General features: G+C 73.0%; 7 protein-coding genes. 5 read left to right on the top strand and 2 right to left on the bottom strand.

What is annotated here, in order from left to right; genetic code table 11:
• Window positions 1-90 precede the first annotated feature (90 nt).
• From JGU66_04170 to ddpX, 5 genes are read left to right on the top strand one after another with little or no spacing between them, the layout of a single operon-like run.
• On the top strand, window positions 91-9,636 hold the full coding sequence (locus JGU66_04170; GenBank protein ID MBJ6759946.1) for a flagellar hook-length control protein FliK: 9,546 nt from the start codon (window positions 91-93) through the stop codon (window positions 9,634-9,636).
• A gap of 13 nt (window positions 9,637-9,649) precedes the next feature.
• Entirely contained in the window at window positions 9,650-10,258 is a 609-nt protein-coding gene (locus tag JGU66_04165) for a hypothetical protein (GenBank protein MBJ6759945.1), read from the top strand.
• 3 nt (window positions 10,259-10,261) lie between these two features.
• Window positions 10,262-11,506 carry an acyltransferase gene (locus tag JGU66_04160; GenBank protein ID MBJ6759944.1) on the top strand — a complete coding sequence of 415 codons (1,245 nt, stop codon included), beginning with the start codon at window positions 10,262-10,264 and terminating at the stop codon, window positions 11,504-11,506.
• A gap of 46 nt (window positions 11,507-11,552) precedes the next feature.
• The gene (gene queC, locus JGU66_04155; GenBank protein MBJ6759943.1) at window positions 11,553-12,245 is read left to right on the top strand and encodes a 7-cyano-7-deazaguanine synthase QueC; all 693 of its coding nucleotides are present in this window, start codon (window positions 11,553-11,555) and stop codon (window positions 12,243-12,245) included.
• 2 nt (window positions 12,246-12,247) lie between these two features.
• Window positions 12,248-12,919: a D-alanyl-D-alanine dipeptidase gene (gene ddpX, locus JGU66_04150; GenBank protein MBJ6759942.1), complete on the top strand. Its 672-nt coding sequence runs from the start codon at window positions 12,248-12,250 to the stop codon at window positions 12,917-12,919.
• On the opposite strand, the gene JGU66_04145 is transcribed toward ddpX, so the two are convergent.
• Window positions 12,909-13,691: an alpha/beta hydrolase gene (locus tag JGU66_04145; GenBank protein ID MBJ6759941.1), complete on the bottom strand. Its 783-nt coding sequence runs from the start codon at window positions 13,689-13,691 to the stop codon at window positions 12,909-12,911. The genes ddpX and JGU66_04145 overlap by 11 nt on opposite strands.
• Window positions 13,692-14,377: 686 nt before the next feature.
• A complete protein-coding gene (locus JGU66_04140; GenBank protein MBJ6759940.1) occupies window positions 14,378-14,950 on the bottom strand; it encodes a class I SAM-dependent methyltransferase in 573 nt (190 codons plus the stop codon).
• Window positions 14,951-14,998 lie beyond the last annotated feature (48 nt).

Below are 14,998 nucleotides of genomic sequence, written 5' to 3'. Positions count from 1 at the left end.
GTCTCCCTCGCCCCGCCGCCTGCCCGACAAGCGGGGGATTGGCAAAAATTTCGAGGGCTTAGCCTGCGTGGTACCCTCCACGCCTCCGCGATGGCCACCGAAAGCGACTCCTCCAAGCCCGCCGCGTCCTCGGCGGGTGCCGCCGCACCCGAGCTGCGTCTGCTGGACCGGCGCGCCTTCGTGGGCTTCCCGGCGCTGGAGGTGCAGCCCGGCCTGCGCATCTCCGACTTCGCGCTCCAGATTCCGGACGTCAGCTTCCCGTTCAACGTCAGCGCGGGCGCCACGCGCTACCAGCGCAAGAAGCTGCTGTTCGGCTTCCTGGAGCTGTCCGTCGACGCGGACCTCGTGGGCCGCAAGGTGGCGGAGCTGGCCGGACGACTGGCGGGCATCGAGGACCTGCGGCTCCACTTCCGCCCGGGTTACCTGGAGGGCCAGGGGCGGCTGCCCGCGCCGGAGCGCACGCCGTTCACGTTCAAGGTCGCCTTCGACGCGGATGGGGACAAGCTCGCCGTCTACCTCTACGACGTGCGGCTGTATGGCTTCTGCGCCACGCCGTCGGTGCAGGTGCCGGGGCTCTTGTCCACGGCGGTGGGCGCGCTGGCGCTGCTGCCCGACGTGGAGGTGCGCGGCGCCACGGGTTTCTCCACGCGCGTGTTGCCGGCGCTGTGTCAGCTCGCGGCGCTGAGCCGGGGCTACAAGATGCCCACGCTGGACACCGCGCGCCTGTCCGCCGCCGAGGTGTCTCCCAGCGGGCTCCGGTTGCGCTTCTCGGCGGGAGGCTTGCCGCCGCCGTCCCCTCCGGACGAGGAGCTGATGCTCACGCTGGAGGGCGCGCGGGCCTTCGCGGATGCGGAGGCGCTCGTCGCGCAGGGGCGACTGGCCGAGGCGCGTCAGGCCTATCTCCAAGCAGGGGACGCGCAGGACGCGCACCCCTTCGCCGCGGAGCGACTGCTGTCCCTGTTGGTGGCGGATCCGCAGGCGCATGACCTCGCGCTGGACGTGGCGGCCACGCTCCTGCGCCGACGCGACCGCAGCCCGGCGGCGCTGTGGGGCGAGGCGGTGGTGCGCGAGCGACGCGGCGAGGGGGCTCGCGCGGCGGAGCGCTATCTGGCGCTGTGCGCGCAGGCTCGGCGCGTGTCGGAGGACGCCGCGGCCTTCTTCGCCGCCGAGGCCGCTGCCCGCTCGTCGCGCGACACGGCGCCTCAGGTCGCGGTGAAGGCGCTGCATGAGCTGCTCGGCCTGAAGCCGGACCACCTGCCGTCGCTCAAGGCCCTGGCGCGCGCGTCGGATCAGGCGCGGGACCGGGCGGGCGCGGTGCGGGCCTATCGCCGATTGGCGGCCCTGGCGCGCGACCCCATCGAGGCGGCCGATGCGCACGTGCACCTCGCGCGGCTGTGCGCCCAGACGGATGACGACGTGGCCGGCGCGCGGCTGCACTGCGAGGCCGCGCTGCGGCTGTCGCCCGATCAGCCCGATGCGCTGCTGCTGTTGGGCGAGCTGTGCCACCGAGGCGGCGAGCACCTGCGCGCGCTCAAGGCGCTGGACCGCCTGCGCGACGTGGCGCTGGCGCGGCACGAACTGGACCGGGTGGGGCAGTCCAACCTGCTCGCGGGCCGCGTGTGGGAAGAGGGCCTGCGCCAGCCCGAGAACGCGCTCTTGCGCTACCGCGAGGCGGTGTCGCTGCTGCCCGGCGAGCCCGAGCCGCTCTTCGCCGCCGCGCGCGTCGCCGAGGGACTGGGGCGGCTCCAAGAGGCGCTCTCCGGTTACCAGCAGGCGCTGGAGCTGGCGGGCCCGGCGCCGCGCTCGGAAGGGGTGCGCAAGGCCGCGCATGAGAGTCACCACGCGTTGGCTCGGCTGTACCGCTCGCGGCTGGGTGACCCGGCGCGCGCGCGTGAGCACCTGGAATCCGCGCTGGCGTTGGATCCGCGCGACGGCGTGGCGCTGGACGAGCTGATTCCGTACTTCCGGGGCACGGGCCGCGGGCAGGAGCTGGCCGAGGCGCTGGAGAAGGCCGCCGCGCTGAAGGAGGAGCCCAAGGCGCGCGCCGCGCTGTGGGCCGAGGCCGGCGAGCTGTATCGCGGTCGGCTCCAGCAGCCAGAGAAAGCAGAGCGACTGCTCACGCTCGCGCTGGAGGCCGAGGGTGACCACCGCCCCGCGCTGGAGTCCTTGCTGTCGCTGGCGGAGGCGCGGCGGGATGGCGCGCTCTTGACGCGGTGCCTGGCCTCGTTGGCGCGGCTGACGACGGAGCCCAAGGAGCGAGCGCAGCGCTATCGGCGATTGTCGGTGGCCGCGCGCGACCTCGCGTTCGACCTGGACCTCGCGGCGCACGCGCTGCAAGAGGTGCTGCGCGCGGAGCCGGATGACCTGCCCTCGCTGGGCGAGCTGTGCGCGTTGCAGCGCAAGCGCTCGGACATGGCGGGGCTGGCCACGGCGCTGGAGGAGCGCGCGCGGGTGGCCGAGGCGCAGGGCGACAAGCGGCTCGGGGCGGCGGCCCTGCGCGAGCTGGCCAACGTGTTGGAGGCCCGCCTGGGTCGCGTGGGCGAGGCGCTGGTGGCGCTGGAGAAGGCGGCGCGGCTGGCCCCCGACTCGGCGGTGCTGCTGGACCTGGCGGACCTGTCCCTGCGCTGCGAGCGGCCCGAGCATGCCCGGCGCGCGCTGGAGGGACTGCTCGCGATGATGCCGCGCACGGCCGCGCCCGAGAAGCTGGCGGACGTGCGCTCCCGGTTGGGTCGCGCGTGCGAGATGCTCGGCGACCGCGAGGGGGCCATCGCCGCCTACGCGCAGGCCTTCCCGCTGCGTCGGTTGGATGACGCCCTGGCCGCGCGGCTCGAAGCCCTCTACACCGAGGCGGGTGAGGCGCAGGCGCTCGCGGAGCTGTGGGCCACGCGTGCCCAGGCCCTGGTGGGCGCGAGCCGTGCGGAAGAAGCCGCGCCGCTCTATCTCCAGAGCGCTCGGGTCCTGCTGGAGCGAGGAGAGCGCCCCGCGGCGCTGCTGCGCCTGACGGCCTCGCTGGAGGCCAGCCCCAAGGGGCCGCTGGCCGCCGAAGTGCTGGAGCTGCTGGCCGAGCTGGAGCTGGAGCGCGGCGAGAAGCTGGAGGCCGCGCGCCTGTACGCGCGCCGCGCCCTGTTGGTGCCGGAAGCGCGAGAGGGCGCGAAGCTCCTCTTCCGTGCCTCGCTCCTGGCCGCGGGAACGAGCCGCGAGGAGTCGTTCCTCGCCGAGGCGCTGGAGCGCGACGCCACCTACGCGCCGGCCCGGGTGCACCGGGGCGAGCTGCGCCTCGTCACCGACGCGCGCGCCGCGTTGGAGGACTTCGAGGCCGTGCTGGCCCTGCCGCCTTCGGACGCGGACGCGCCCCGAGAGACGGAGCGGGTGGCCCTCACGCGCAAGGCCGCCACCGCCGCGGTGCGGGCGTCACGCACGGACGCCGCGCGACGACTGCTCGCGGAGTACTGCGCGCGCGCGCCGGAGGACCTGGACGCGCGCCTGGAGCTGGCCGCGCTGCACCGCAAGGCGGGCGCACGCGAGGCCCTGGCGGACCTGCTGGTGGAGCTGTGGCCGCGCCTCACGGGAGAAGCCCGGCGTCAGGTGCGGCGCGAGCTGGCGGAGCTGAGCCTCGCCCTGGGGCGGACCACCACGTCGGCGGACTCGCTGCGCGGGCTCCTGCGCGACGAGCCCGAGGACACCTGGGCCGCGCAGGCCCTGCTGGAGCTGCTGCCGCCCGCCGGCACCGGGACGCCCGACGAGGAGGCCGAGCGCCTGGAGTTGCTGGGCACGCTGGTGTCCGCGTCCACGGGTGAGGCCCGCGCGGAGTTGCTGGCCCGTCGCGCGGCGCTGCATCGAAGCGCGGGGCGCTTGGATGTCGCCCGCGAGGACTACGCCGAGGCCGCGTCGCTGTCGCACCGCCCCGCGCCGCTGTGGCTCGCGCTGGCTGAGCTGGCGCACGAGGCGCAGGAGGAGTCCTCTGAGCTGGAGGCGTGGCGCCGCGCCGTGGCCGCCGATGCCTCCCTGGGCGCGAGGGCGCGTGAGCGGATGATGGCGCTGGCCGCCGTGCTGCTGCGCAAGGACTCGCGAGGCCCCGCGCGTGAGGCGCTGCGGGCGGCCATCGACCTGGAGCCGCCGGCCGAGGAGCGCTGCGACGCCTTCTTCGCGCTCGCGGAGCTGGCCCGCCGAGATGGCCAGACCGACGAAGAGGCCTCCGCCTTGGCCGAGGCCGCGCGCCAGGGGCCCGTGCCTCGACGTGTGGAGGCGTTGCTGACGCGCGCCGCGCTGCTCGAGGCGGCGGGTGGGTTGCGCGAGGCCGCTCGGGACCTGGAGTCCGCGCTGGCGCTCGCTCCGCGCCACGCGCGCGCCATCGACGGGCTGCACCGCGTGCTGCGCGGGCTGGAGGACTGGAAGGGGCTGACCGCGCTGTTGGCCGAAGAGGCGCCGCATGCGCCCACGGGCTCAGGCGCGGCGCTGTACGCGGAGCTGGCCGGCCTGTACCTGGACCGACTGGGTCAGCCGGGGCCCGCCGAGGCCGCGCTGCGCCAGTCCCTGCGCCTGGAGCCAACGGACTCGGCGGTGCGTCGCCGGCTCGTGTCGTTGGTGGCGGGGCGGGGCGAGCCGCTGGAGGCCGCATTGCTCCTGGAGGCCGCGGCAGAAGGTGCGTTGCCGGAGGAGGCTGCGTCGCTCTTGCGCGAAGGCGTGGCGCATGCGCGCCGGGCCGAGGACGTGGACCGGGCGCTGCGGCTGGCGCGTCGAGCGCATGCCCTGATGGCCGCGCAGGGCGAAGACCTCGCCATCCTCGCGGAGCTGCTCTACCAGCGCGGCGCGGTGCGCGAGGCGCTCCCGCTGCAAGAGTCGCTCGCCGCCGCGGCGGACTTCCACGATGCTCCGGACCAGGCCGAGGACGTGTTCCTGCGGCTGGGCGAACTGGCCGAGCAGTCCGGGGACGTCCGGCGCGCGGTGACGGCCTACCGGACCCTGCTCGCCGAGCGACCGCTGTGCGAGCCCGCGGTGGGGCGACTCTCCGCGCTGCTGGAGCGGGATGATCCGCGGGGCGCGTTCGAGGTGCTCGTCACGCACGCGCGCGCGCTGGCGCCTTCGGAGCGCACGGCGCAGCGGCTGGTCGCGCTGGCGGACCGCGCGCGGGCAGCCCTGTCCGACGCGGGCGTGGCGGCCTCGCTGCTGTCGCGCGCTGCGAGCATGTCCGAGGCGCCGCTGCCGCTGCACCGTCGGCTCGTGTCGCTCTACCGCGAGACGGGCCGCGTGGTGGACCTCCTCGTCGAGCTGCGACAGGTGGCCGGGCTGAGCCTCGCCGCGGACGACCTCGCCTCCGCGCTCGCCGCTTACGAAGAAGAGGCCCGGCTCGCGGAGGACACGGGCCGCGCGGACGAAGCGCTGCGCGCGCTGGTGGACCTCCGGGAACTGCTGACCGAGCAGGGCCGGCCCGCCGAAGCCGCGACGCACGAGCGTCGTCGCGCGGAGCTGCTGCGCGACGTGAAGCTGGACCTCTCCGCCGCGGAGGAAGCGCTGGAGAGCGCCTTCGCGCTGGCGGCGGACTTGGGGACGGCGCGGCTGGGCGCGGCGCTGGCGGAGCGCCGGGACGATGCCTCGGCCGAGGCGCGCTGGTTGGAGCGCGGGCTCCCGCTGCTCATCGAGACGCCCGCGCGAGCGCCCGTGCTGCTCCGGCTGGCTCGGCTGAACCTGGGCGTCCTGGCCGACTCGACCAAGGCCGAGGGTTTCCTGCGTGAGGCGCTCCGTCAGGACCGCGCGCTCGCGGAGGCGGAGACGCTGCTCGCGGGGCTCCTGGAGAAAGAAGACCGGTTGGGCGAGCTGGCCGCCTGGTACGAGGAGTGCGCCGGAGACGCGCCCGACGCGGCTCGCCGAGCGGACCTCTTCTACCGGGCCGCGCTGCTGTACCGGGACCGTGCCCACAAGCCCGAGGCCGCCGCCGCGGCCCTCATCGCCGCGCGCTCCGCGAGGCCGGACGACCTGGAGCTGACCGCGCAGGCGGCGGAGTTGCTGCACCAGGTGCGTCGCCCCGCCGATGCCGCTGAGTTCGACGCGGTGTTGCTGGAGGCGGATCCGTTCCGCGAGCCCGTCTTCACCCGGCACCACGCCTTCCTCGTGTCCACCGAGGACTGGCAGGCCCTGGCCGAGCTGATGCTCCGCCGCGCCGGACGACAGTCGCCCACCGAGGCCGCCGCCAGCTACCTCTCGGCGGCCCGGGCCTTCCGTGACGCAGGCGCTCACGAGCGCGCGTTGCTGTGTGAGAACCAGGCCTTCGAGCTGAGCCCCGCGAGCGAGGAGGCCTTCGAGCGCGTGCGCGAGCGCGCGGCCGGAGACGTGCGCCGGTTGGCGGAGTTGCTCGCCCAGCGCGCGGCGGCGGTGACGCCGGACGAAGCCCTGCCGCTCTTGCGCGAGCGCGCGACGACGCTGCTCGACGCGGGCGAGGCGCTGCTGGCCGCCGAGGCCTTCGACGACTATCTGGCCCGCGCGAGCACCGACGTGGACGCCCTGTCTGCACGCGCGGAGCTGGCCGCGAGAGACGGCGGCCCCACCGCTGCGCGGCCGTATGACCGCAAGCTCCTGTCCGCGGGCGGTGACGCGCTGCCGGTGCCGCTGCGCGCGCGCACGCATCTGCGACTGGGCCATGCCTCGCTCGCGGCGGGCGCCTTCCACGACGCGGCGGAGTCCTTCGACGCGGTGGTCGCGTTGGAGCCAGAGGGCGAGCGCGGTCACGAAGCGCTCTCGCTGCTCGCGGAAGTGCACGCGCGCACGAACAACGCGTCGGGGCTCTACCGGGCCTCACTGTTGCTCGCGCAGCGCACCGACGATGGCGCCACCCGCGAGGCGATGTACCGCCGCGCGGCGGAGCTCTTCGAGGATCCGCGCGAGGCCATCGACGCGCTGCTGCCCCTCGTTCGGCTGCGGCCCTCGGACGCGACGGTCATCGACCGAGCGGTGCGAGGCCTGCGCGCGCTGGGGCGCCACGGCGACCTGCTGGCGGTGTACGAGGCGGGAGCGGAGGCCGCAGGAGGCGCCCGCGCCGCCGAGCTGCTCCTGGCCGCCGCCTCGGTCGCCGCCGAGTCGATGGCGGACCCCGAGGCGGCCTGGGCGCTCACCCAGCGCGCCGCCGAGGCGGATCCATCGGACGTGCCGGCGCTGCGAGCGCTCGTGGAGGGACTGCGCGCAAGAGCGCAGACGGCGCTCCTGGTCGACGCGCTGGAGCGGCTCATCCCGCTGACGGTGGACGCGGACGAGGCCTCCACGCTGCGGCTGGAGTTCGCGACGCTCGCGCGTGAAGCGGGGCGCGAGGACGTTGCCCGCGAGGCGCTGGAACTCGTGGTGGCACGCGGCCCGTCCGGCGCGGGCTACGCCGAGGCGCTCGAGGTGCTGGAGCCGCTGCTCGGAGAGTCGCACGCGCGACGCGCCGAGGTGCGCGTGGCGCGAGCCGAGCTGGTGACGGGAGCGCAGCGCGTGACGCTGCTCGTCGCCGCCGCGCGCGCGTTCGAGAAGGCCGAGCGGCTGGAGGACGCGCTCAAGGCCGCGAAGGCCGCGGCCTCCACCGAGCCGGACCTGCGCGCCGCGCTGCTGGTAGCGCACCTGCATCGAGCCTCGGGAGACGCGCCGCGCGCGGCCCAGTCACTGTTGCAGGCCGCGAAGCTGGCCGCTCCCGACGAGCGCCCCCCGCTGCTGCTGGAGGCGGCCGACCTCTGGGAGAAGGCGAACGAGTCGGGTGAAGCGCTGGAGGTCATCGAGCGCATCGCCTCCGAGGCCCCAGACACGCTGACCCCCGCCGAGCTGGCCGAGCGCTTCGGACGACTCGGCGCCTTCGCGCGAGCCGTGGCCGTGGGCTTCGCGCCCGCCATGGCCGCCGGCGAGTACACCGACGCGCTGGCGATGGCCGCGCAGGCGGGCGACACGGCCCGTTCGCGCGAGGCGCTGTGGGCGCTCGTCGCGTTGCCAGACGCGGATGCCGCCCACGCGGGAGCCCTGGCGGATGGCCTCCGCGCGGAGGGCGAGTGGGAAGGACTGCTCGAACTGGCGGGCCTGTCCGCCGAGCGCGACGCTGCCTTCGCCGTGGCGCTGCGAGATGAGGTGGCGCGCGGCGCGGCCGCGTCCGTGCGGGCTCGCCTGCGCGCACTGGACGAGCTGTCCACCACGCCGGGCTTCGCGGCCCGACTGACGCTCCTGCTCCCCGACGCGGGAGGACTGCCCGAGCCCGTGGCGGAGGCCGTGCTGACGCACGTGCGCGCACAGCCCGAGCCCGCGCGCATCGAAGCCCTGACGATGCTCGCCGACGGCTGGCCCGAGCGGCGCGCATCCCTGCTGCGCGAGCGCTACACGCTGGAGCGAGCCCTGGAGCGGTTGGAGCCCGCCGAGCGCACGCTGGCACGGCTCGCCGAGGGCGACGCGGATCCGAAGTCGCGCGCGGCGCTGCACCTGGAGCGCGGCGAGCTGCTCCAAGGCCCGCTGGCGCAGCCCGCGGAGGCGCGTCAGGCCTTCGAGTCGGCGCTCGCGGACGATGACGCGTGCCTGCCCGCGGTCCGCTTCCTGCTCGCCCTGGTGGACGAGTCGCGCGAGCCCGCGGTCTTCCTCTCCCTGGCGGAGCGCCTGTCTGCAGAGGAGGGCCCGGACGCGTGGGCGCCGCATCGCGAGCGGCTCGCGGATGCCTTCGAGGCCCTCGGGCGTCCCGGCGACGCCGCCGCGCAGTTGGAGCAGCTCCCGGAGACGGATGAGCGGCTGGCCCGTCGCGCGCGGCTGGCGGAGGAGCGAGGCCATACGGGAGAAGCGCTCCAGCTTCGCGAGCGGCTCACGGACGAGCCGGCGATGCTGGAGTCCATCCTGCGCGGCTACCTGGAGGCGCAGCTCGTGGCCCCGGCGACGCGACTGGCCGAGCGACTGGCGGACTCAGGCGTGCTCTCCCCCGAGGCCACGCGCCTCGTCGCCGAGCGGCTCGCGCCGACCGCCGAGGGTGCCTCGCTGGCGATCCGCCTCTGGCCGGCGCTGCTGCGCGAGCGCACGGTGGACGTGGACGGCTGGACGCTCTTCGCGGAGGCCCTGCGTGCCGTGGGCCGCAAGGACGTGGTCGAGCGAGTGGACGGCATCGCGGCGGCGCTCGCGTCGAGCAAGACGCCCGCCCCGCGCCCGCCCGTGTCCGCGCTGCCTGCGCGCGAGGGAACCTTCGAGCACGTGCTGCCCGCGAACGCCGTACCGGTGACGACGGAGAGCCTCCCGCGGCTGCACTCCGCGCTGAGCCCCATGCTCGCGTCGCTGGGCGCGGCGGACGTGCGCATCCGCGTGGCCCCCACGGGAGGCGTGGAGGCGTACCTGCTGACGCCGGACACGCTGGTGCTGGGCGCGGCGTCGCTGGCGTGCTTCGGGCCCGTGGAGCTGGGCTGGCTGTGCGCGCTGGCGCTGGTGCTGGGCGAGGACGGCGCGCGGCTGACGCGTCCTGGACCCGTGCCGGGGCTGGACGCGGCGGCGGTGACGGCCTGGCGCGCGATGCCTGCGTCGCTCGCGGCGGGCCGGGTGTTGGCGCTGCTGGACGCGAGCGTGCGTGGCGGGGATCCGATGCGGGTGGAGGTGGGTGCGGTGCTGGCGAACAGCGAGGCCTTCCGCGCGGTGGCCCTCGCGGCGCTGGACGTCTAACCTCGCGGGCCTCATGCCCTTGAAGCGACTCGCGCTGCTCCTGGTCCCCGTCACCGCGGTGCTGGTGGCGATGGCCTGCTATTCGGACCCCGTGTACCCGGGCAACCAGGTGGTGGGCTCGTTCCGCTTCGAGGCGAAGCTGGATCCGGGCCGCACCACCTGCGACGCGGGCTCGCCAGACTTCGCGCAGATTGACGACGCGGGGACGTTCCGCTTCGAGGGCACGTTCTCGCGCGACACGGACGCGGGCACGGGCTTCTTCACGGTGCAGGGTTTCACGCGCGACGCGGGCTTCGAGGGGCAACTCGCCATGTCCACGCACCGCGCCTCCGCGCCCCGCGCGTCATGTGGCACGGGCTGCGAGGACTCGCAGATTGAAGAGGCGCTCAACGTGATGTTGCTGAGCGACAGCCAGACGCGTGGCATCGAGGGCGACTGTGCCCGCCTGGATGGAGGCACGCCCACGGGCACGCCCCCAGGGCCCAGGGAAGGCGGCTACGACGCGACGCTCGCGTGCGGCACGTTGCGAGACGTCTTCCTTCCGGGCTCGGGCCCCAAGTGCAACTGCCAGCCCTCCACCTGCACCACCGTCTACACGATCCGGGGCGAGCGAACGTACTGAGCCATGGCCCAGCCCCTGCCCGCAGCGCCGTCCCCCGACGAGCGGCAGTCCGCTGAGCCCACCGCGCGAATCCCCGGCGCGGAGTCTCCCGCTCCAGCCTCATTGCGCCTGCCCTTCCTGGAGGGGCTGCGCGGTCTCGCCGCGCTCTACGTGCTGAACCACCACATGCTCCAGACCGTGGGCTGGACACCGCCCACCCCCGGCGTGAGCGCGCCGTGGCGGCACGTCGTGGACCTGTTCGTCCGAGGCCACTCGGCGGTCGTCGTCTTCATCGTCCTGTCGGGCTACTGCTTGATGTTGCCGGTGGTGCGCTCGCGGCGACGCGAACTCTCGGGAGGGTGGCGCACGTACCTGCGCCGTCGCGCGCATCGCATCCTGCCGCCGTACTACGCGGCCTTCGTGTTCTCGCTCTTGTGCGTGCTGCCCTCGTTCCTGCTGGGGCGGGAGAGCGGGCGGCACAGCTTCTCGCCGGGCAACGTGGCCTCGCACCTGGCGCTCGTGCACAACCTGTTTCCCGAGTGGGTCTACGCGACCAACGGCCCCCTGTGGAGCATCGCCACGGAGTGGCAGATCTACTTCTTCTTCCCCTTCCTCCTGTTGCCTGCGTGGCGGAGATGGGGCGGAGCGGCGGCCATCGGCGCGGGCACGGCGGTAGGCTGCGCGCTGACGTGGGCCTTCCCGAGCATCCACTCAGCGGCGCCTTGGTTCATCGGCCTGTTCGCGCTCGGCATGGTGGCCGCGTCCATCAACTTCGCTGAGCACGAGTCGCCGACTTGGGAGCGCGTGCCGTGGGTCTGGCTCGCGGTCGGGTTCGGGGTGGGCGCCGAGGTGCTTGTCTACGTCTATCCCCCGCTCAACTGGTACGCCCCCTCCGGCGTGGAGCGCAGCCCGTTCCATTGGGTGAGCGACTTCATCCTCGCGTTGGGAACGGCCTGCCTCGTGGTGCACTGCACTCGGGTGACGACGCGCGGCGAGGAGGCGACGAGCCGCTGGGTGCGCGGGCTCACACCGAGGTGGCTGGTGGCCCTGGGGGGCTTTTCGTACAGCCTGTATCTGGTGCACGTGCCGCTGCTGATTCGAGTGGAGCAGGTGGGGCGTGCGCTCGGTCTGTCGTCCGGTGGGCTGTATGCGTTCCTGGCGCTCGTGGGGGCACCGCTCATCGTGGTCGCCAGCCGGATGTTTCACCGGTACTTCGAGCAGCCCTTCCTGGGGCCGGGCCCGGTGGCTTCATCCAGTCGGGCGAGCTGAAGCGCGCGTCGTGTAACGTGCGCCGCGACGAAGCACGGAGGAACTGATGACGAAGCGCGCGGTGGTGCTCCTGTCCGGGGGCCTGGATTCGACGACGTGTCTGGCGATGGCGAAGGCGGCGGGTTTCGAGCCCGTATGTCTGGGCATCGCGTATGGACAGCGTCACTCGGTGGAGCTGGAGCGGGCCCGCAAGGTGGCTCAGGTGATGGGCGTGACGGACGTCCGAATCGTGACGGTGGACCTGCGCCAGATTGGTGGCTCGGCGCTCACGGCGGACATCCCGGTGCCCAAGGACCGCTCGGACGGCGAGATGTCGCACGAGATTCCCGTGACGTACGTGCCGGCGCGCAACGCGCTGTTCCTCTCCATGGCGCTGGGCCTGGCGGAGGTGGTGGGCGCCACGGACATCTACATCGGCGTCAACGCGGTGGACTACAGCGGCTATCCGGACTGCCGCCCCGAGTTCATCCGCTCCTTCGAGTCCATGGCGAACCTGGCCACCAAGGCGGGCGTGGAGGGCGCGCGCTTCACGGTGCACGCGCCGCTGTCGGGCCTGACGAAGGCGCAGATCATCCAGGAGGGCGTGCGGCTGGGCGTGGACTACGGCCTGACCCACTCCTGCTACGACCCGGACGCGAAGGGCCGCGCGTGTGGCCGGTGTGACAGCTGCCTGCTGCGCAAGAAGGGCTTCGAGGAGGCCGGAGTCCCGGACCCTACGCCGTACACGGACGGAGTCTGAGCATGCGCGTCGCATTGGGATGGCTGGTGGCGGTAGGGCTGGGGCTGGGAAGCGGAGCGCTCGCGCAAGCGCCCCAGCGAGCAGCGAGCCCCCCGGCGCCGGATGCGAAGAACGCGGGCATCGCGCCGCTGGTGGACGCGACGACGGTGGTGGAGGACCTGGTGCTGGACCTCCGCTATGCGACGCCCGACAACTTCCTGAATCGCAAGGTGTATCCCGACGGCGCGCGGTGTCTGTTGTTGCCAGACGCCGCGCGCCGGCTGAAGCAAGCGGCGGACGCGCTGCGGCCGAAAGGCTATCGGCTGAAAGTCTATGATTGCTATCGGCCGCGCGCGGTACAGTGGGAGATGTGGAAGATCATGCCCAAGCCTGGGTATGTGGCGGACCCGCGCAAGGGCTCCAATCACAACCGAGGCGCGGCGGTGGATCTGACGCTGGTGACGCGGGAGGGGGGCGAGGTGGAGATGCCCACCCCGTTCGACAGCTTCAGCCCAGCGGCGCACCAGGGCTATGCGGGAGGAACGCCCGCGTCCCGAGAGCACCGGGCCATCCTCCTCGAGGCGATGACGGCGACGGGCTTCACGCCGAACAAGATGGAGTGGTGGCACTTCGACTTGCCCGGCGCCACGAAGCTCCCGGTTCAGGACGTGCCGTTCACGCCGCCTACGCCCTGAGGTCGTTGGGGGAAGTCGCGAGGAAGGCCAGTGCGGCGCGAGCGAAGGGTTCGCGCTGCTCCCCGAAGATGGGGCAATGGCCACCACCCGGAACGACCCACAGGCGGGACGCCGGAAGCGCGCGGTACAGCTCGACCGAAAGCTCCACGGGATAGAGCGGATCCCGGTCTCCCTGGACGACCAGGGTCGGCGCGCGCACCGTGCCCAGCAAGGGCGAGGTGAAGTTCATGTCGTCGAAGCTGTTCGCGAAGCCGCGCGCGTGGCGCCAGAGCGCGCGAATCTGCGCGTCACCCTGCATGTGCTTGGAGCGCATCTCCGCCCACTCCGCTTCGGAGCGCGACTCCTCCGTGAAGGTGGCCATGAGCCGGCGCGCCTGCGCGGGGTAGTACGGCGTGCTGGACACGAGCACCATGCTCTCGATGCGTCCAGGGGCGCGAGTCGCGACATGGAGCAGCGTGTTGCCGCCCAGGCTCATTCCCAGGGCGCGACACCGCTCGACTCCCAGCGAGTCCAGCAGCGTCAGGACATCCACCGCGCACTGGCGCATGGTGAAGTCCTCCGAGGGATTGTCGCTGCGGCCATGGCCGCGCAGGTCCGGGATGATCAGCCGGTACTGGCGGCTCAGCGCCTCCAAATCAAAGACATGGGCCCAATCCGCGCCCACGCCGGTGAAGCCATGGAGCAACAGCAGGGGAGGGCCCTCGCCCATCACCGTGTAGTGCATGCGCAGTCCGTCGAGCACGGCGGTCCGCGAGTCTCTCGTTGCATTCATTGCGGATGTCTCCTGGATGGACCGGAAGAACCCCGGTCACACGCGGAAGTACGGAAGACACGCGCAAGTTGATAGCTTCGTTCTTTTCTGCAAGGCTGCCACGCGGCATCACGGCATGGAAGATTCGCCGAGCCACAGCCCAAAGACAGACACTGAGTAGAGCGCGCTGGGAAGTCGCGAGAGTCCGCGGCAGCACAGCGGCGAGACGCGTCCATGCTGCGGACGCTCACTCCCGGACGTCCGGTTCACGTATGACGAAACGATGATGAAGCGAGGATGTTCTCGTGAGGCACGGAGACGGCCGGCCTGCCAATGATGCGACATCACCTGCTCCGAGGCGGTCGTCATGAGGCTCCCCTGTGCATTCGTTGGAGCTGTCTGGAGGAATGGCGAGTGCCGCGGGGACGGTGAGCAGTGACGAGCTGAAGCAGTCGCTCGTTGGGGCTCCGTGAGCGTGTTCTCCCAGTCCTTGGAGGGGAGCGGCGCACGGAGGCGAATGCGAAGCGGGAGGACGTCATCACGGAGTCGCCGAGGGGGCGATCACTCCGAGAGGGAGAGGCGAGGGGCTTCAAGTCATTCGTGAGGGCGGCGGGGCTGAGGCCCAACTGGGTGCGGCGCTTTGACGTGGCGCTGTCCCCAGTTGGGTCTCGCATGGGGGCCCATGGCTGGAAAGACAGTCTTGCCGCTCAGCGGCCGGCGTGGACCAGCCAGTACCAATGGGACGCGACGACGCGGCGTCGGCTCGACCGAGCACGCCGCAGCTCGAAGCTCGGGGCGAAGATTCTCTGCACGACATCGGGCGAAAGCTTCAGGTCGCTCGGCGTGGAGTCCAGCGCCCAGATGAGATGCGTGGCTCCTGGCTTGAGCAGGCGCGCCACCTCCGCGACATAGGCCCGCTGACCCTCAGGGTTGAAGCAGTGGAAGCACCCGACATCCACGGCCATGTCGAACGGTCCCTGGAGAGAATCCAGGCGCGTCACGTCTCCGACGAGGTACTCGGGGCGGACGGCATCCTGCGCGACCCGGGCCTTCGCGTGGGAGATGGCGACGGGAGAGAAGTCGACCCCCGTGGCGCGCAGGCCTTGGTGGGCCAGGTAGCGGGAGATCCTCCCGACTCCACACCCCAGCTCCAGAGAGGTCCTGGGTGATTCCTGCCGGACCAGGTCCTTCACTTCGGAGGGGATGCGCAGGTCGCCCCAGAGGGTGAAGGGGGCGAGGTAGGCACGGTCGAAATCGGCGCTCGACGAGGGGACGGACATGGAACCTCCAGAAGTGCTGCGGGCTGGTCTTGGACCGCGAAACAATGT

Source organism: Myxococcaceae bacterium JPH2, assembly GCA_016458225.1.
Taxonomy (GTDB): Bacteria; Myxococcota; Myxococcia; order Myxococcales; family Myxococcaceae; genus Citreicoccus.
Note: the sequence above shows the minus strand (reverse complement) of the source record. Positions and strands in the feature narration are given on the sequence as shown.

Bases quoted from the DNA above. Each gene is read 5' to 3' on its own strand.
- JGU66_04170 (MBJ6759946.1), top strand. From the start codon at position 91: ATGGCCACCGAAAGCGACTCCTCCAAGCCCGCCGCGTCCTCGGCGGGT.
- JGU66_04165 (MBJ6759945.1), top strand. From the start codon at position 9,650: ATGCCCTTGAAGCGACTCGCGCTGCTCCTGGTCCCCGTCACCGCGGTG.
- JGU66_04160 (MBJ6759944.1), top strand. From the start codon at position 10,262: ATGGCCCAGCCCCTGCCCGCAGCGCCGTCCCCCGACGAGCGGCAGTCC.
- queC (MBJ6759943.1), top strand. From the start codon at position 11,553: ATGACGAAGCGCGCGGTGGTGCTCCTGTCCGGGGGCCTGGATTCGACG.
- ddpX (MBJ6759942.1), top strand. From the start codon at position 12,248: ATGCGCGTCGCATTGGGATGGCTGGTGGCGGTAGGGCTGGGGCTGGGA.
- JGU66_04145 (MBJ6759941.1), bottom strand. From the start codon at position 13,691: ATGAATGCAACGAGAGACTCGCGGACCGCCGTGCTCGACGGACTGCGC.
- JGU66_04140 (MBJ6759940.1), bottom strand. From the start codon at position 14,950: ATGTCCGTCCCCTCGTCGAGCGCCGATTTCGACCGTGCCTACCTCGCC.